Below are 17791 nucleotides of genomic sequence, written 5' to 3' on the forward strand. Positions count from 1 at the left end.
TTACTTGAAGGAGTCCGACATGATGCAATCCGCCCTTCCCGGTCAACCGGCCACGCCGGCCCGCGCAGCCGCCGCGCTGCGCGACGCGTTCATCCAGCTCAAGACCGAGCGCCAGCTGCGCAACCGCGACGTCGCGCAGGCGCTCGGCGTCAGCGAAGGCGAGGCGCTCGCCGCGTTCGTCGGCGAGCACGTCGTGCGGCTCGACGCGCGCTTTCCGGCGATGTTCGAGGAAATGCCGCGCCTCGGCCGCGTGATGGCGCTCACGCGCAACGACACGGCTGTCCACGAAAAGGACGGCGAATATGCGCAGATGAGCCACGACGGCCCCGTCGGCCTCGCGCTCGGCGATATCGACCTGCGCATCTTCTATCGTCACTGGGTATCGGCGTTCGCGGTACGCGACGAGACCGCGCACGGCCCGCTGAAGAGCCTGCAGTTCTTCGACGCGCAGGGTCATGCGATCCACAAGGTCTACCTGCGCGCGCACAGCGACCACGCGGCGTACGACGCATTCGTCGAGCGCTGGCGTGCGCCGTCGCAGGAGCCGGGCCTCGACGTCGCGCCCGCCGCGCCGAAAACGCCCGAGCGCGCCGACACCGAGATCGACGTCGCCGGCTTCCGTGCCGCGTGGGACGCGATGACCGACACGCACCAGTTCTTCGGGATCACGCAGCGCTTCGGTGTGAGCCGCATGCAGGCGCTGCGGCTCGCCGATCCGCAATACGCGTATCCGGTCGAAACCGCGCATGCGCTGCGCCACGTGCTCCAGCAGGCCGCTCGGAGCGGCCAGCCGATCATGGTGTTCGTCGGCAACGCGGGGATGATCCAGATCCATACCGGCCCCGTCGCGAACGTGCGCGAGGTCGGCGCGTGGATCAACGTTCTCGACCCGGGCTTCAACCTGCACGTGCGCGAAGACCTGATCGCCGCCGCGTGGGTCGTGAAGAAGCCGACCAGCGACGGCATCGTCACGTCGCTCGAACTGTTCGACCGGCAGGGCGACCACGTCGCGCTGCTGTTCGGCGAGCGCAAGCCCGGCAAGGTCGAACGAGACGACTGGCGCGCGCTCGTCGCGACGCTGCCGGCCGCGGCACGCGGGAGCGCGCGGTGAGCGCGCGGCCGTTCGATCCGCGCCGCCGCGCGGTGCTGGCGAGCGCGGCGGCCGGCGCGCTCGCGGGCGCGCTGCCCGGCAGCGTGCTCGCTCAGGGTGCTTCAGCTGCGCCGAAACGCGTGGTCGTGATCGGCGGCGCACTCGCGGAAACCTCGTTCGCGCTCGGCGGCGCGGAAACGCCGCGCTACCGGCTCGTCGGCGCCGACACGACCTGCACGTACCCCGACGCCGCGAAGCGGCTGCCGAAGGTCGGCTACCAGCGCGCGCTGTCGGCCGAGGGGCTGCTGTCGCTGCGGCCCGATCTCGTGCTCGCGTCGGCCGAAGCCGGCCCGCCCACCGCGATCGCGCAAGTCAAGAACGCCGGCGTCGCGGTAACGACGTTCGATGAACGCCACGACGTCGAATCGGTGCGCGCGAAGATCACCGGCGTGGCGCAGGCGCTCGACGTGCGCGACGCGGGCACCGCGCTGCTGCACCGTTTCGACCGCGACTGGCAGGCCGCGCGCGACGCGGTCGCTGCCCGTGCGCCCGGCGGCGCTCAGCCGCCGCGCGTGCTGTTCGTGCTGAACCATACCGGCAACCAGGCGCTCGTCGCCGGCCAGCGCACGGCCGCCGACGCGATGATCCGCTACGCGGGCGCGCGCAACGCGATGCAGGGCTTCGATCACTACAAGCCGCTGACGACCGAAGCGCTGGCCGCCGCCGCGCCCGACGTCGTGCTGATCTCCGACGAAGGGCTCGCGGCCGTCGGCGGTCGCGCCGCGCTGCTCGCGACGCCCGGCTTCGGCGCGACGCCGGCCGGCCGCGCGCAGCGCGTGGTGGCGCTCGACGCGCTGTTCCTGCTCGGCTTCGGCCCGCGTCTGCCGCTCGCCGTCACGACCCTGCACCGACGCCTGTCGGATGCGCTCGCCTGATTCCGGATCGACCCGATGCCCGCTCACGCTTCGCCTTTCCCCGCATCGTCGCCCGCGTCAAGCGCCGGTGCCGCGCGCATCGGCACGTCGCGCCGTTTCGCCCCGTTCGCGCTGGCCGCGCTCGCCTGCCTCGTATGCGCGATGTCCGTCGTCGCGCTGTGCGTCGGCGCCTATCGCATTCCGCTCGCGGAAGCCTGGGCCGCGCTGACCGGCGATGCGGCCGCGCAGCAGGCACGCGCGGTGCTGTTCGACATCCGCGCACCGCGCGTCGCGCTCGCGTTGCTGGTCGGCGGCGGCTTCGGCGCGACCGGCGCCGCGATGCAGGCGCTGTTCCGCAACCCGCTCGCCGATCCGGGGCTCGTCGGCGTGTCGAGCGGCGCCGCGCTCGGCGCGACGACGATGATCGTGCTCGGCCCCGCGCTCTTTGCCGCACACGTGAGCGCGGCCGCGTTGCCCGTCGCCGCGTTCGCAGGCGCGCTCGCGGTTGCCGCGCTCGTCTACCGGCTCGCCGCGTCGCGCGGCCGGCTCGCGTTGCCGCTGCTGCTGCTCGCCGGCATCGCGATCAACGCGCTGGTCGGCGCGGCGATCGGGCTCCTCACGTTCGTCGCCGACGACGCGCAATTGCGCTCGCTGACCTTCTGGAGCCTCGGCAGCCTCGGCGGCGCGCAATGGTCCGCGCTGGCGGCCGTCGCGCCGTGCGTCGCGATCGGCTGCGTGCTGCTCGCGCGTGAACGCGACGCGCTGAATGCGTTGCAGCTCGGCGAAACCGAGGCGCTGCACCTCGGCGTGCCCGTGCAGCGGCTGAAGCGGCGCGTGCTCGTCGCGGTCGCGCTCGCGGTCGGCGCGCTGGTGTCGTGCGCGGGCATCATCGGCTTCATCGGGCTCGTCGCGCCGCATTGCGTGCGGCTCGCGTGCGGCCCCGACCAGCGCGTCGTACTGCCGGGCGCCGCGCTGCTCGGCGCGCTGCTGACGCTCGCCGCCGATCTCGCCGCGCGCACCGTTGCCGCGCCCGCCGAAATTCCGCTCGGCGTGCTGACCGCGCTGCTCGGCGCACCATTCTTTCTCGCGCTGCTGTGGAAGAGCCGCGGCGCGCTCGGCGGCTAACCCTTCTTTCACGACGATCATGCTGACCACCCATCACCTCGACGTCGCCCGTCGACACAACGCGATCCTGCGCGACCTGTCGCTGTCGATCGAACCCGGCCGCGTGACCGCGCTGCTCGGCCGCAACGGCGCGGGCAAAAGCACGCTGCTGAAGACCTTCGCCGGCGAACTCACCGGCGGCGTCGCGCCGAACGGCGTGCGCGTGACCGGCGACATCACGTTGAACGGCGAACCGCTCGCACGCATCGACGCACCGCGGCTCGCGTGCCTGCGCGCGGTGCTGCCGCAGGCCGCGCAGCCGGCGTTCCCGTTCAGCGTCGACGAAATCGTGCTGCTCGGCCGTTATCCGCATGCGCGGCGCAGCGGTGCGACGTCGCATCGCGATCGCGACATCGCGTGGTGCGCGCTCGAACGCGCGGGCGCCGATGCACTCGTCGGCCGCGACGTCACGACGCTGTCGGGTGGCGAACTCGCGCGCGTGCAGTTCGCCCGTGTGCTCGCGCAGCTGTGGCCGGACGACGATGCGACGGAAAGCGGCCCGCGCTACCTGCTGCTCGACGAGCCGACCGCCGCGCTCGATCTCGCACATCAGCACCGCCTGCTCGAAACCGTGCGCGCCGTTGCACGCGAATGGCGGCTCGGCGTGCTCGCGATCGTGCACGACCCGAACCTCGCCGCGCGGCATGCGGATACGATCGCGATGCTCGCCGACGGCACGATCGTCGCGCACGGCACGCCGCGCGACGTGATGACGCCGGCGCACATCGCGCAGTGCTACGGATTCGCGGTGAAGATGGTGGAAACCGGCGACGGTGCGCCGCCGGTAATGGTGCCGGCGTAGCGCGGGCGTGTGCCGCAGGTCGCATGAGCTTTGTGTCGCGCGATGTCCTGCTTGATCGATGGCAATGACTGTCACGACGCATCATTCGCGCTTCGCGCATCCCCTTCAAGGAGACCCACGTGCCGCTTCCGATGACCCGCATCATCCTGTACGTCCAGGACGTCGCATTGCTGAAGGCGTTCTACCAACGGTATTTTGATCTGCCCGTCATCGAGGAAATCGAAAACGAGTGGGTCGTGCTCGGCGCTGGCGCCGTCGAACTCGCGTTGCATCTCGCCGGCCCGGCGTTCCGCCACGCAGTGACGGCTCACACGGAAGCGCGCGCGGAAGCCAGCCACGTGAAGTTCGTGTTCTCGATCGGCCAGGACATCGCCGTACATCGCAACCGACTGGCCGGCAGCGGCGTGGCGGTGCACGATCTCAAGCGCTATGAAGGGTTCGCGTACACGATGTACGACGGCATCGATCCGGAAGGCAACGTCTTCCAGGTGATGCAGGCCGACTGACGTTCCGTTCGGCCTGGGCGTTCACTCAAACGCCCCGGCCGACATCGCCGTCGCCCAGCGCCGCGCGACCGGCAAGCCTCCCTGCTCAATGCTCGAGATCCGCCGCGCCGAACGTCCGCATCTTCCAGCCGAGCCGCACGGCGAGCATCCGCATCGAGAAGCCGGCCGCCAGCGCGACGACCGTCGCGATGCCCGCATCGACACCGAGATGCTGCATCCCGACATAGAGCCCGCCCGTGACGAACGCGACGCTCGCATACAGCTCCTCGCGCAGGATCAGCGGCATCTCGTTGCACAGCAGGTCGCGCAGCATCCCGCCGCAGACGCCCGTGATCGCGCCGGCCAGCACGACGATGATCGGCGCGGTGCCCGTCGACGCGCCGACGTCGCAGCCGATGATCGTGAACGCCGCGAGGCCGATCGCATCGACGGTGACGAACAGCGTCTTCATGCGCGTGACATGCCGTGCGACCCACGACGCGACCGTCGCCGCGACGAGCGTGATCACCAGGTACTCGGGATGCGCGATCCAGCCGAGCGGATAGTGGCCGAGCAGCACGTCGCGCACGGTGCCGCCGCCGAGCGCCGTCACCGCGCCGACGAGCGCGAGCCCGAAGCGGTCCATCCCGCGGCGCATGCCCATCAGCGCCCCCGACATCGCTTCCGCGACGATCGCAATCAGATAAAGCGTATGCATGGTGCGCGTCAGTCATCCGTCCGGAACAGGTCGAGCACGCGTTCGCGCTCGGCCGCATCGACCGCGGCAGGCATCGGCTCGGCAGGCTTGCCGTTGTTGCCCGACGCGTCGGACGCACCGCCCACCGCCGCCGCCCCGCCGCACGCGAAACGGCTGCGGATGTACGACGGCACGTCGGCCGTGCACGTGCCGCGCGTGTATTCGGCATAGACGAAGTCGCCGTCGACGAGTGCGACGTCCTGCGGCGGCGTTGCCTCGACCGGCGTACGCCCGTCGACGGCCGTCTTCATGTAGTCGAGCCAGACCGGCAGCGCCAGCGACGCGCCGGTCGCGCGCCCCATCGGACGCGGCGTGTCGTAGCCGAGCCACGCGACCGCGACGATGCCCGACGAGTAGCCGGCGAACCACACGTCCTTCGACCCGTTCGACGTGCCCGTCTTGCCGGCCGCGTCGTCGCGGCGCAGCGCGAGCGCGCCGCGCGCGGTGCCGGACTTCACGACGTCGCGCAGCATGCTGTCCATCACGAACGCGTTGCGCGCCGACACGACGCGCTCGCCCGACGGCGCCGTCGCCTCGTATATCGCGCCGCCATGACGCTGCTTCACCGACAGGATCAGGCGCGGCTCCATCCGCGTGCCGCCGTTCGCGAACACGCTGTACGCGCTCGCCAGTTCGAGCGGCGTCACGGCGCCCGCGCCGAGCGCGAGCGGCAGCGACGCCGGATTGCGCTGCGCGTCGAAGCCGAAGTGCACCGCGTGCTGCTGCACGTAGCGCGCGTCGGTGGCCTGCATCAGGCTGACCGCCACCAGGTTCTTCGAGCGCATGAGGCCGCGCCGCACCGGAATGAAGCCCTCGTAGTTGTTGGCGAAATTGCGCGGGCGCCATGGACGCGCGCCGGTTTCCTCATGCGTCAGCGTGCGCTGCGTATCGTCGACGAGTACGCCCGGGAAGTAGCCCTTTTCCAGCGCCGCCGAATAGACGAACGGCTTGAAGCTCGAACCCGGCTGGCGATACGCCTGCAGCGCGTGGTCGAACACGTTGCGGTTGAAATCCGCGCCGCCGACGAGCGCGAGCATGTCGCCGGTTGCCGCGTCGAGCGATACCAGTGCGCCTTCGAGCCCGTTGCGCGCATCGCGCTGCGCGCGCGGCTGGCGGCTCAGCGTGCGGGCGAGCGACGATTCGGCCGCGCGCTGGTCGCGCATCGAGATCGTCGTCGTCACGTCGAGACCGAGCGTATAGGCGTCGTCATGGAAACGCTCGACCATCATCCGGCGCGCGCGCTCGGCGACGTACGGCGCCGCCATGATCCCCGGCGGCGGCGTGGTTGCCAGCACGATCGGCGCGTCGACGGCCGCGTGATACGTCGCGTCGTCGAGCTGGCCGAGCGCATGCATGCGGCCGAGCACGTAGTTGCGCCGCGCGGTCGCGCGTGCCGGATTGACGACCGGGTTGAACGCGGACGGCGCCTTCGGCAGCCCCGCGAGCACGGCCGCCTCGCCCGCGCTCAGCGCGTCGAGCGGCTTGCCGAAATACACGTTCGCGGCCGCCGCGAAACCGTAGGCGCGCTCGCCGAGATAGATCTCGTTCATGTACAGCTCGAGCAGCTTGTCCTTGCTGTACTCGCGTTCGAGCTTGGTCGCCATCAGGATCTCGGCGAGCTTGCGGCTCAGCACCTTGTCGCGTGTCAGGTAGAAGTTGCGCGCGACCTGCATCGTGATCGTGCTGCCGCCCTGCCCCGGCTGCCCCGTCACGACGTTCGCGAACGTCGCGCGCGCGAGGCCGTTGAAATCGACCGCGCCGTGCTGGTAGAACTTCGCGTCCTCGGCCGCGAGCAGCGCCTGCCGCATCAGCGGCGGGATGCGTTCGAGCGGCACGAACTCGCGCCGCTCGACGCCGTATTCGGCCAGCAGGTCGCCGTCGCGCGAGAAGATCCGCAGCGGCAGCGCGGGACGATAGACGGCGAGGTGCTCGACGGACGGCAACTGCGTCCAGATGCGCTGGATCGTCCATGCGCCGATGCCCGCGCAGGCGACCGTCAGGCCGAGCAGCGCGCCCGCGAGCGTGCGCCACACACGGCGACGGCGTGGCGGTGGCGCGGATGGCGGCGGCGGGGATGCGGTGTGGTCGGTCATGTCGGGCTCCTTCTTCGATGCTGCGACGGCCGGTGCGCGAGAGGCACCGACGGTCACGAAAGGCGCGCATTGTCGAAGGGATGGGGCGAAACCGGAACATTCTTTAGCCAAAGTTTGGCTGGCTAAATTTTATTTAGGAAAGTGAGCCGGGGCCCTGCACGTCGCATCTGCGACCGCGTGACGCACCGTTGGACGAACCATGCTGCGCGCGAGCAGGTTCGGCGGTAGCATCGTGTGATGTTCGATCGATACCTTGGCCTGTGGGGCCTCGTTCCTGACGGCGGCCCGATCCTGACCGCTAGCGGCGGCCTGCTGCCCGTCGTCTGGCAATCGCGGCCGGCGATGTTGAAAGTCGCTACCTGCGACGAAGAACGTCGCGGCAATGCGCTGATGACCTGGTGGAACGGGCAAGGCGCCGCACAGGTGTGGCTGCACGACGGCGATGCGATTCTGCTCGAACGGGCGCAGCCGGAACCGACGCTGGCCGGCTTTTCGGCATCGGGGCATGACGACGATGCGATGCGCATCGCGTGCGATGTCGTCGCGCGGCTGCATGCGTATCGTGCTTCGGAGCCGCCTTCGGTCGTGCCGCTGCATGACTGGTTTCAGGCGCTGCTGTCCGACGCTTCAGGCAATGACATGCTTCGTTGCTCGGGAACGATCGCGCGCCAGCTGCTGGACGGGCCGGCCGTCGACGAAGTCGTCCTGCACGGCGACATCCATCACGGCAACATCCTCCATTTCGGCGATCGCGGCTGGCGTGCGATCGACCCGAAAGGGCTGCGCGGCGATCGCGCGTTCGACTATGCGAACCTGTTCTGCAATCCGTCGCACGACGTTGCGGTCGATCCGGTGCGGTTCGAACGGCGTGTCATGGTCGTGGCCGATGCTGCACGGCTCGATAGGCGCCGGTTGCTGCAGTGGATTCTCGCGTGGTCGGGTTTGTCGGCCGTGTGGCTGATCGAAGACGGCCTGTCGCCCGATACACGGCTGCAGGTCGCGACGCTCGCGGCGGCTGCGCTCGGCCTGTAGCCACACGCATCGCCCGTGAAAACGGGTTCATCATGAATTCCCGGGGAACGCGGGAAGACCGACGGCTCCCGGCCAGGAGGGGACGTTCGACAAGGGTGCGGGAATCGTCGACAATCAAGCCCGCTTATATAACCATTCCAACAAAGGCAAAACAATGATGACTTCCAGCGACGGCCTGACCAGTCCGGCACGTCTCCTGCGGATAGCCTCGTGGGTAATTGCGATCATCTTCGCTGTCTTTCTGAACATGCTCGGCAGTCTCGTGATTCGCGACATGGCCTTCGCTCCGAGGGGCGGGCCGCCCGTCGTCGAGCAATTCGCGGATGCGCCATTGAAGGCGCGGCTGGATGCAGCCCGGCGCGATCTGCAGGCTCGGCACGACGCGCTTGCCGAGAAGGCCGACGCGATGGAGGTGGCTCGCGGACGCGCCGCGAAGGAGTACGCGGCCGAGAAAGAAAGTTTCCGCAACTGGCTGGCAACCCGCTCGGTGACGGGAGACAGTGCGAGGGACCCGGACATTCTGGCGCGAACTCGCAAGCTGGATACGCTCCAGGCCGTGGTCGTCAACTGGCAGCATCAGATCGATGCGATCGGCGACCAGCAACGGGCCCTGGCGTCGCAGCAGACTCAAGTCGACACGCAAATCGCCGACGCGGACGCGGCAGCCCAACAGCGCTTCGAAAAGGCGAACCGGCATTACGAGTTGCAGGTGTTCGGACTGCGGCTTGCGCTCACGCTGCCGATTCTGCTGATGGCGATCTGGCTGTTCGTGCGCTATCGCAAGATGCGCTACTGGCCTTTCGTGTATGGCTTCGGCCTGTTTTCACTGAGCGCATTTTTCATCGAACTGGTCCCGTACTTGCCGAATTTCGGCGGCTATGTCCGGGTCCTGGTCGGCATTGCGCTCACGGTGTTCGCCGGCCTTTACATGATGAAGGCCTTTCAGCGCTATGCCGAACGCAAGCGGCTCGAATTGCAGCAGGACCAGGGAGAACGTGCGCGCACGATCGGATACGAAAAGGCCGTTCGCTCACTCGAGAAAAAGCGCTGCCCGTCCTGCGACAAACAATGGAATCTCGGCGGCGACGACTCCACGTTCTGCGTGCATTGCGGATTGCGGCTCTTCAACGTATGCGGATGCGGTGGCCGGAATTTCTTCTTCTTCCCGCATTGCCATCAATGTGGCGCGACGCAGGGCAATGAGTCGCCGGCGGCATCCGACTGACGGTCGGCGGGTTCGCAACACGCACTGGCTGGATTCCGTCGATGCCGGGTTGAATCCGCAGGTGACACCTGCCGTTGGAACCGCGGCCACCCGACCGTCGGAAACGGGGCGTCAAACGGGCCCCCTGGAAACCCGCGAAGAACCCGAAAAAAAGCCCGCCGGCATTCACCGGCGGGCTTTCACATCCAACTGCCTGAACGACGCTTACCGCGCCGGATTCAGCAACAGGTTCATGTGACGGTTCACGTCCTTGTACAGCAGGTAACGGAAACGCCCAGGCCCACCCGAATAACACGCCTGCGGGCAGAAAGCACGCAACCACATGAAGTCACCGGCTTCGACCTCGACCCAATCCTGGTTCAGTCGATAAACCGCCTTCCCTTCGAGCACATACAACCCGTGCTCCATCACGTGCGTTTCAGCGAACGGAATCACGCCGCCCGGCTCGAACGTCACGATGTTCACGTGCATGTCGTGGCGCATGTCGCTCATGTCGACGAAGCGCGTCGTCACCCATGCGCCGTTGGTGCCCGGCATCGGGATCGGCTCGACGTCCTGCTCGTTGGTCACGAAGGCTTCCGGCAGCGGAATGCCGTCGACGGCCTGATAGTGCTTGCGCACCCAGTGGAAACGCACCGCGGCATCGCTGACGTTGTGCAGCGTCCAATCCGCGCCCGGCGGAATGAACGCGTAGCCGCCCGGCTTCAGCACGTGCTTCGTGCCTTGCAGCGTCAGCTCGGCCTCGCCTTCGACGATGAACAGCACCGCTTCGGCGTTCTTGTCCTGCTCGGGCTTGTCGCTACCGCCGCCCGGGTTCACTTCGACGATGTACTGCGAGAAGGTTTCCGCGAAACCCGACAGCGGGCGGGCGATCACCCACAGGCGCGTGTTCGTCCAGAACGGCAGCCAGCTCGTGACGATGTCGCGCATCACACCCTTCGGGATCACCGCGTACGCCTCGGTGAACATCGCGCGATCGGTCAGCAGATCGGTCTGCGGCGGGTGGCCGCCATGCGGCGCGTAATACGTTGTCTTAGACATAGTGCATCCAGGCAATGGGTTGGTCCGGCCCCGGGTGCCAACGGCATCGGGCGGCACGTACGCGCGTGGGGCACGCATGCGGCGGCGGGACATCGTTGCCGGGGTGGCTTGAAGGCGCATGCGCCTTCGTTCGGTCGGCCAGGCTTCGCGACGGGTTCGTCCGGTTCTTCGGACGTAGCGGCCCGTGCTTGTGGGGCCGGCGACCGGGCCGTGGCGCTCGCGATCATGCGGCGAGGCGCGGCCAGCGGCACGGTGCGATGCCGTACGCGAGCATCGCCGACGATAGCGAAGTCGTTCGCAATCGACCAATTAAATGTTGCGATGGATTCCATTCGATTTCCCACTACCAGCCGGCAGCCGCGATACGCGGTGAGGACGCGCGAAGCGACGGTCTGGCTATCAGGGAAATCCTGACGGGCGGGGCAACGCGCACGTTCGCCGGGACGCTACAGGACAGGTGAAAAGCCGCAGCCGCTGCAGCGACACACGCGGTGCGCGATACATCCGGTTACGCGGACTGGATCGCGCCAACGTGCGCACGGCGGCAAGCCGCACCGCGCCAGTCACGAGCCCCCGTCAGGCCGCAGAACGGGGCCAACGGAAATCGAATGGAACGCGAATGGTATCGGCACTACTCGGACGCATTCAGTCACGAGAGTCGATGGAGTCGGAAAGCGGGGAAATACAGCGAGGCGGGAAACTTGCCGGCCCGTCGATCGGGCATCTGGCCGCGGCTGAGGAAGCCGGAAGGGTATTCGCCGATCTGGCCGGCGATGACGGCCCGGCAGGCCGCTGGGCCGAATCTCGCGTCGGGTGCCGACGCCGTCGGCGCGCCGGTGCGCGGTTCGCGCACCGAGCCGCGCCAGCGGCAATCAGTCCCAGTCGCGGTGATGGTGATGCTTGCGGTGGCGGTAGCCACGATCGCCGCGACCGCCGTAATCGCGCTCGTACGAGCTGCGCGACATGTTGCCGCCGAGCGCCGCGCCGGCGCCGCCGCCGACCGCCGCACCCAGCAGGCCGCCCGTGCGGCCGCCCATCGCGTTGCCTGCCGCGGTACCTGCGCCGCCGCCGAGGGCGCCGCCGATGATCGCGCCGGTGCGCTCGCGACGGTTCGACGTCACCGCGCCACCCGCGCCGCCGCCGATGGCGCCGCCGATCACCGAGCCCGTGCTGCCACCGAGCGCACCGCCGACCGCTGCGCCGGCTACCCCGCCGAGCGCGCCGCCAAGCGCGTTGTTCATGTCACCTGCCATGGCCGGCAGTGCAGTCGCGCCGGTCAAAGCGGCGACGACGAGAGCGGGGGCGATTTTCTTCCACATTCCCGTATTCTTCCTTGTTCGCAATCTGGTTATTGAAGGTCCGCTCGGTACGACGATCTGAATCGATCGACGTCGTGTCAGGCATTGTGCCGAACCGCGGACCAATTCATTTCAATGAGCTTGCGGCGAAGAATAGCACCGGTCCCCCATCCTTGCCGTGGACATTCTGGTAACAAGTTGTTTACGAATCAGCGCGTTCGAACGGCCGCACCGGAATGCCCGCAAACCCACGCCAGCATTGGCTTCGCCGAGGGTCCGGCCCTGTGGAACGACAGGCCGCCCATGCACGGCGTCGCACGTTTGCGACACACGTGGCAACACATCGGGAACGGATCGTGGGCAGCGCCCGAAACGGCGGTGGGAAAGAAATGAAGAGGGTCAGTACACGCCCGGCAGCAGACGCCAGGTCCGCGCGCAATACGCGTCGTATTCGGTGCCGAATTGCGTACGCAGCAGCGCCTCCTCGGAGCGGATGCGCGCGACGAGCGGCACCATCGTCAGCACGACCAGCAGCAAGCCCACACCCGAGCGGAATGCCAGCGCCCACCCGACGGAATTGACGACCAGGCCGAGATAGCTCGGATTGCGGATGCGGCGGTAGATGCCATCAGTCACGAGCGTATGGCCCGGCTGGATCGCGACAAGCCCGCTGAAGCGCTTGCCGAGCACGAATACGGGCCAGATGCGCAGCACACCGCCCACGATGTACAACACGACGCCGATCCAGCGCACCGCCTCGCCGCCGAAAGTCCAGAAGTCGAGCCGGTCGGTCAGCGCGGGCAGGTATGCGAGCAGAAACCCACTCACCCCGAACGCCGCGAGCACCCAGCGGTTGTCGCGATTCTCGCGCTCGCCACTGCTCAGGTTGCCTTCGGTGAACAGCGCGGCGACGGCCATCGCGAGCGTCGCGACGACGACGACGGTCAGCGGTGGATGCGAGAAGAAGGCCGCGAACCCGCCGCTGCCGAGTACCGCGAGCCCGAGGTAGACGAGCGTGGAGATGGCCGACGCGACTGCGACCTTGCGGGTGACTGCCATGGCTGCCTCACCGGAACGCGGAATGCGCTTTCCTGTGAAGTATAGGAAGCGCGAGCACGCCGCGCTGCGCACCACCGTCATGCGATACGCGAATCCGCGCGCGTCGCCGGCGCCACGCGGTGGCGCTGACCGATGCGGCCAGCAGCTACGCCCAGTGCCCGATCAGCGGATGCGGAAGTTGCCGCCGATCCCGACGCTGACGGGCGGCGCGTAATACGCCGGCGCATAGCCGTAGTAGGCCGGCGCGGGCGCGTAGCCGTACGGCGGCGCGACATAGCAGCCGGACAGGCCGCCGATCAGGGCAAGCGTGATGAGAAGTCTGGTCATGGCTCGATTCCCGGCGCGAAAGACGAATGGCACCTCGCGAAAGCCTTGTCGCCGTGAAAAGCGGCGGCCGGCACGAAGAGGCGATCCGCCCTTCCTGTCGCTCGGTGAAGCAATGCGCGGAGTCTAGCGCCGGGTGGGCCGAGACGAGTTTCGCCGGCGGTTACACGTGTTACCTCGCATGACCGCTGAAACAGGCGTTGGCACGGCGGCGGGCCGGTACGCCATGCCGTGCAGTCGCCGCGTGCAATCGACGCGTTACACGAAACGCGCGCGAATGCGCTGGGCAAGCGCTTCGAGCGTCGCCGCGTCGGCGATCTCGCGCGCATGCATCCGCAACTCGGCGCCTTCCCAGCGCGGAATCACGTGGAAGTGCACATGCGGCACCGTCTGGCCGGCGGCCGCGCCGTTGAACTGGCCGATGAACACGCCGTCCGGCTCGAGCGCCGCGCGCACCGCCGCCGCGACGCGCTGCGTCATGCGGATGCCGGCCGCGGCTGCATCGCCGGACAACTCGAAGATCTGCACGGCCGGCTCCTTCGGGATCACGAGCACGTGGCCGTCGGCCTGCGGCATCAGATCCATGATCGCGAGGGTCGCGTCGTCTTCCGCGACTTTCACGCACGGCAGCTCGCCGCGCAGGATCTTGGCGAACGGGTTGTTGTTGTCGTAGGACATGGCGTTTTCCGATTACGGTTGGACTGGGAGAGGGGGAAAGCGATGCCGGACGATTATCGGCCGACGGCGGGTCGGATTTCAACTTGTCAGGCCGCATCGCCCTTGCGACGAACAATGGCCGCCGGCTCGCCTGCAACATCGGTAACGGAATGGAATATCCGGCCGTCGCCATCCGTTTATTTCGAGCGTGGGTTCACGCGGCAACAGCATGATCGCGAACCTGCGCCGGACACCCGTCGGCTGCGCAGGCCGGCAGCCGGGATGACTGCTCGCGATCATCAACCGGAGTCATGCCATGGACCCTCTCCCCTCCTGTCGTTCCCCCGCCACGCCCGTCCTTGCGGTTGATCCGCCGGTCGTCGCGCGCGTCCGGCGCACGCTTGCGCATTCGCTATGCCGCGCGGCATGCGGCGCCGGGCTGGTCGCGTTGTCGTCGGCGTTCGCCTGGGCCGGCGGCAGCGACATCATCTTGCCGATTCCATCGTTTACCGCGTCGACCGTGCCCGCCAACGGCGATGTCAATCCGTACGGCATCGCGTTCGTGCCGCGCGGCGTGCCGAGCTGGAGCACGCTGAAACCCGGCGATGTCGTCGTGTCCAACTTCAACGCGGCGTCGAACACGCAAGGCACCGGCACGACGATCGTGAAGCTGTCGCCCGGCAAGACGCCGGCGGCCTTCTTCCAGGGCAGCAATCTCGGCCTGACGACCGCGCTCGCGGTGCTGCGCAGCGGCTTCGTGCTGGTCGGCAACGTCCCGGCGCCGGACGGCAAGACCGTCGTGCCGCCGGGGTCGCTGCTCGTCATCGGTCCGCAAGGCAATCTCGTCACGCAACTCAGCAGTGCGGCGCTGCTCGACGGGCCGTGGGACATGACCGTGATCGATCGCGGCCAGCGCGTGACCGCGTTCGTGTCGAACGTGCTGAACGGGACGGTCTCGCGCATCGAACTCGCGATCGGCGACAACGGCGTCACGATGCTGCCGGGCTCGCGCGTCATCGCGTCGGGCTATGTGAATCGAACCGATCCCAGTGCGCTCGTCGTCGGCCCGACCGGCCTCGCTTACGACCCGAACAGCGACGTGCTGTATGTCGCGTCCACCGGCGACAACGCCGTGTTCGCGATCCAGAACGCGGCGTCGACGAATCGCAACGGCGGCGTCGGACGGATGATCTACTTCGACGCGGCACACCTGCACGGCCCGCTTGCGCTGGCGCTCGCGCCGAACGGCCATCTCGTGACCGCGAACGGCGATGCGGTCAACGCCGACCCGCAGCAGCCGAGCGAGATCGTCGAATTCACGGTGGACGGGCGCTTCATCGCGCAAATGCAGGTCGACACCGTGCCGGGGGCCGCGTTCGGCCTCGCGTTCGGGCACGGCAGCAAAGGCCAGCTGGAATTCGCAGCCGTCGACGACAACACGAATACCGCGACGGTCTGGACTCTGCGCTCCGACAACAACAACGCGCAGTAACGCGCCGCCTGGACGGGCCGCATGCGGCCCGTTCGCTCCAGACGATCGACACATGCGAGTCACACACGCCGGGCACCTTGCGCGCGGTCGGCGCCGCCCGGCGTCGCACCCACCCGCGATTGCCACCGCCGGCCCGAACCTGCGACACTGCCGGTTCAGGTTCTGCCTCCCGACAATCGAGGACGCTCGCGCATGACGATCCCCTTCAAGAAGCTGATCCTGCGCGGCGTCGCGCTTGCCGTCGTCGCCGCGGTCGGCTACACGGGCCATATGTTGTCCCGGCTCGCGCCGATCGCGACCGGCTATGCGGCGAAGGCGCTGTGTTCCGGCGTGTACGTGTCGGGCCGCCCGGCCGCGTCCGTGATCGACGTCGACATCATGGCGGGCGTGCATCCGCTGCTGAAACTGGTACACCCGTCGATCGACCCCGATCACCATCGCGCGACGGCGACCTTCGCCGGCTTCGCCGAACGCGAAGCCGACTTCCGGCCCGGGCTCGGCTGCACGCTCGCGCTCGGGCCGTCGCCCGGCGCGTTGCCGGCCGCGCTGCCGCCTCTCCCCGATCCGCCGTCCACACAGCCGGCACCGGCCACGCTGCCGGCCGGCATCGACGCGCAGAAGCTGCGGACCGCGCTCGACCGCGCGTTCGACGAGCCCGATCCGGCGCGGCCGCGGCGCACGCGCGCGGTCGTCGTGATGTGGCGCGGCCAGGTGATCGCCGAACGCTATGCGCCCGGCTTCACGGCCGACACGCCGCTGCCCGGCTGGTCGATGACGAAGACCGTCACGGCCGCACTGGTCGGCACGCTCGTCGCGCAGCACAAGCTGTCGCCCGATGCGTCGGCGCTGCTGCCCGAATGGCGCGGCAACGGCGATCCGCGCGCGGCCATCACGCTCGATGAGCTGCTGCGCATGACGAGCGGCCTGCAATTCAACGAGGACTACGACGACCCGCTGTCCGACGTCGCATTGATGCTGTACGCGCAACCCGATACCGCGCGGTTCGCGTCGGCGAAGCCGCTCGCCGCGACACCCGGCGCGCGGTGGTCCTACTCGAGCGGCACGAGCGCGATCCTCGCGCGCGTGATGCGCGAGGCACTGGGCGGCAGCGACGGCGACTACCTCGCGTTACCGCACCGCGCGCTGTTCGCGCCGCTCGGGATGCGCAGCGCGGTGTTCGAACCCGATGCGTCCGGCACGCTCGTCAGTGCGTCGTACATGTATGCGAGCGCACGCGACTGGGCGCGCTTCGGGCAATTGCTGCTGCAGGACGGCGTGTGGGACGGGCAGCGGCTGCTGCCGGAAGGCTGGGTGCGCTACCTGACGCGCACGACGCCGCAGTCGGCGCGACAGGAGTACGGCGCGCAGCTGTGGGTCAAGGTGCCGGAGCCGTTCAACGATCGCGATCCGCATGCGGTCGCGATGCCGGCCGACGCGTTTCATGCGGTCGGCCATGAAGGCCAGTTCGTGAGCGTGGTGCCGAGCCGGCAGCTGGTGATCGTGCGGCTCGGGCTGTCGCGGCCGGAATCCGCGTGGAATCACGAGGCGTTTCTCGCGCGCGTGCTCGACGCGGTGCCGGCGCCCGGCGCGTGACAACGGGCCCATAGGCCCGTGCATGCCGGTCATGACGCGGACGCGGCGGCCATGCAATGGCCTCGCCGCCACACCGCGCACTACCTGCGAAGCATCACGGGTTCGCGCTGCCCGCGTATTTCTGGAAGCCTTCGCGCGTCGCGAGACGTTCGATATAGCGCGACACCGCCGGGAAATCCGGATGCTCGAACGGCGTGCCGAACCAGCGGTTCACCGACAGGCCGATCGGAATGTCCGCGAGCGTGAAGCCGTTGCCGGCCACGTACGCGCCGGTCGCTTCGAGCTGCGCGTTCAGCACCTGCATGTGCTTCGTCCAGCCCGCGATCGACTGTGCGATGCCGGCCGGGTCCTGGTGATCGGGCGATTTGCGCACGAGGCCGAGGAACGCGCCGACCCACGAGCGGTTCAGGTCCGCACCCTGCCAGTCGATCCATTGATCGACCCGCGCGCGCGCCTGCGGCTCGGCCGGATACAGCGCGTCGCCGCCGTAGCGGTTCGCGAGGTAGCGGATGATCGTGTTCGATTCCCAGAGCACGAAATCGTCGTCCTTGATGACGGGCACGAGACCGTTCGGATTCAGCGCGAGATAGGCCGGATCGTGGGTCGTGCGGAAGCCCGCGCCCCAGTCTTCCTGTTCGAACGGCAGGTTCAGCTCGGTGCACAGCCACAGCACCTTGCGAACGTTGATGGACGGGATCTTGCCGAGGATGTGCAGCATGCAGTCTCCTTGTGAGGTCGGATGCGGAGCATTCGGGACGCACGACA

17 protein-coding genes are annotated in these 17791 nt (G+C 68.5%); 9 read left to right on the forward strand and 8 right to left on the reverse strand.

Annotation, left to right across the window (positions count from 1 at the left end; translation table 11 throughout):
- The first annotated feature begins 19 nt into the window (after nt 1-19).
- The 5 genes from CFB39_RS30900 to CFB39_RS30920 all read left to right on the forward strand — a co-directional run bounded on the left by CFB39_RS30900 (nt 20) and on the right by CFB39_RS30920 (nt 4476).
- Nucleotides 20-1111, forward strand: coding sequence for a hemin-degrading factor (locus CFB39_RS30900; RefSeq protein ID WP_089475793.1), 1092 nt, complete (start codon nt 20-22; stop codon nt 1109-1111).
- Entirely contained in the window at nt 1108-2025 is a 918-nt protein-coding gene (locus tag CFB39_RS30905) for a hemin ABC transporter substrate-binding protein (RefSeq protein ID WP_089475794.1), read from the forward strand. Before CFB39_RS30900 ends, CFB39_RS30905 begins: the two co-directional genes overlap by 4 nt.
- Nucleotides 2026-2040: 15 nt before the next feature.
- Nucleotides 2041-3129, forward strand: a complete 1089-nt coding sequence (locus tag CFB39_RS30910) for an iron ABC transporter permease (RefSeq protein WP_089475795.1) — start codon at nt 2041-2043, stop codon at nt 3127-3129.
- 19 nt (nt 3130-3148) lie between these two features.
- Nucleotides 3149-3970 (forward strand): heme ABC transporter ATP-binding protein, encoded by an 822-nt coding sequence (locus CFB39_RS30915; RefSeq protein ID WP_089475796.1) that lies wholly within the window; start codon nt 3149-3151, stop codon nt 3968-3970.
- A gap of 119 nt (nt 3971-4089) precedes the next feature.
- Nucleotides 4090-4476: a VOC family protein gene (locus tag CFB39_RS30920; protein WP_089475797.1), complete on the forward strand. Its 387-nt coding sequence runs from the start codon at nt 4090-4092 to the stop codon at nt 4474-4476.
- A gap of 85 nt (nt 4477-4561) precedes the next feature.
- On the opposite strand, the gene CFB39_RS30925 is transcribed toward CFB39_RS30920, so the two are convergent.
- Nucleotides 4562-5173, reverse strand: coding sequence for a trimeric intracellular cation channel family protein (locus CFB39_RS30925; RefSeq protein WP_089475798.1), 612 nt, complete (start codon nt 5171-5173; stop codon nt 4562-4564).
- Nucleotides 5174-5181: 8 nt separating this feature from the next.
- Nucleotides 5182-7305, reverse strand: coding sequence for a penicillin-binding protein 1A (locus CFB39_RS30930; protein ID WP_089475799.1), 2124 nt, complete (start codon nt 7303-7305; stop codon nt 5182-5184).
- Between the two features lie 237 nt (nt 7306-7542).
- On the opposite strand from CFB39_RS30930, the gene CFB39_RS30935 reads away from it, so the two are divergent.
- Nucleotides 7543-8337 carry an aminoglycoside phosphotransferase family protein gene (locus CFB39_RS30935; RefSeq protein ID WP_089475800.1) on the forward strand — a complete coding sequence of 265 codons (795 nt, stop codon included), beginning with the start codon at nt 7543-7545 and terminating at the stop codon, nt 8335-8337.
- Between the two features lie 157 nt (nt 8338-8494).
- A complete protein-coding gene (locus CFB39_RS30940) occupies nt 8495-9562 on the forward strand; it encodes a zinc ribbon domain-containing protein (RefSeq protein WP_179255130.1) in 1068 nt (355 codons plus the stop codon).
- A 204-nt stretch (nt 9563-9766) separates the two neighbouring features.
- Here CFB39_RS30940 and CFB39_RS30945 read toward each other — a convergent pair whose 3' ends face one another.
- The 5 genes from CFB39_RS30945 to CFB39_RS30960 form a co-directional block, all read right to left on the reverse strand.
- Nucleotides 9767-10603: a bifunctional allantoicase/(S)-ureidoglycine aminohydrolase gene (locus CFB39_RS30945; RefSeq protein WP_089475801.1), complete on the reverse strand. Its 837-nt coding sequence runs from the start codon at nt 10601-10603 to the stop codon at nt 9767-9769.
- Nucleotides 10604-11475: 872 nt separating this feature from the next.
- Nucleotides 11476-11922, reverse strand: coding sequence for a hypothetical protein (locus CFB39_RS30950; protein ID WP_043181055.1), 447 nt, complete (start codon nt 11920-11922; stop codon nt 11476-11478).
- Nucleotides 11923-12300: 378 nt separating this feature from the next.
- Entirely contained in the window at nt 12301-12960 is a 660-nt protein-coding gene (locus CFB39_RS30955; RefSeq protein ID WP_089475802.1) for an isoprenylcysteine carboxylmethyltransferase family protein, read from the reverse strand.
- 162 nt (nt 12961-13122) lie between these two features.
- A complete protein-coding gene (locus CFB39_RS40385; RefSeq protein ID WP_011353821.1) occupies nt 13123-13287 on the reverse strand; it encodes a hypothetical protein in 165 nt (54 codons plus the stop codon).
- Nucleotides 13288-13542: 255 nt separating this feature from the next.
- Nucleotides 13543-13962, reverse strand: a complete 420-nt coding sequence (locus CFB39_RS30960; protein WP_089475803.1) for an HIT family protein — start codon at nt 13960-13962, stop codon at nt 13543-13545.
- Between the two features lie 295 nt (nt 13963-14257).
- Between CFB39_RS30960 and CFB39_RS30965 the strand changes: the two genes are divergently transcribed.
- Both CFB39_RS30965 and CFB39_RS30970 read left to right on the forward strand, forming a co-directional pair.
- Nucleotides 14258-15433 (forward strand): hypothetical protein, encoded by a 1176-nt coding sequence (locus tag CFB39_RS30965; RefSeq protein WP_179257765.1) that lies wholly within the window; start codon nt 14258-14260, stop codon nt 15431-15433.
- A gap of 192 nt (nt 15434-15625) precedes the next feature.
- Nucleotides 15626-17026 (forward strand): serine hydrolase, encoded by a 1401-nt coding sequence (locus CFB39_RS30970; protein ID WP_089475804.1) that lies wholly within the window; start codon nt 15626-15628, stop codon nt 17024-17026.
- A 94-nt stretch (nt 17027-17120) separates the two neighbouring features.
- On the opposite strand, the gene CFB39_RS30975 is transcribed toward CFB39_RS30970, so the two are convergent.
- Nucleotides 17121-17744 (reverse strand): glutathione S-transferase family protein, encoded by a 624-nt coding sequence (locus tag CFB39_RS30975; protein WP_089428914.1) that lies wholly within the window; start codon nt 17742-17744, stop codon nt 17121-17123.
- Between the last annotated feature and the right edge of the window lie 47 nt (nt 17745-17791).

The sequence above is a fragment of the Burkholderia sp. AU6039 genome, assembly GCF_002223365.1.
GTDB lineage: Bacteria > Pseudomonadota > Gammaproteobacteria > Burkholderiales > Burkholderiaceae > Burkholderia.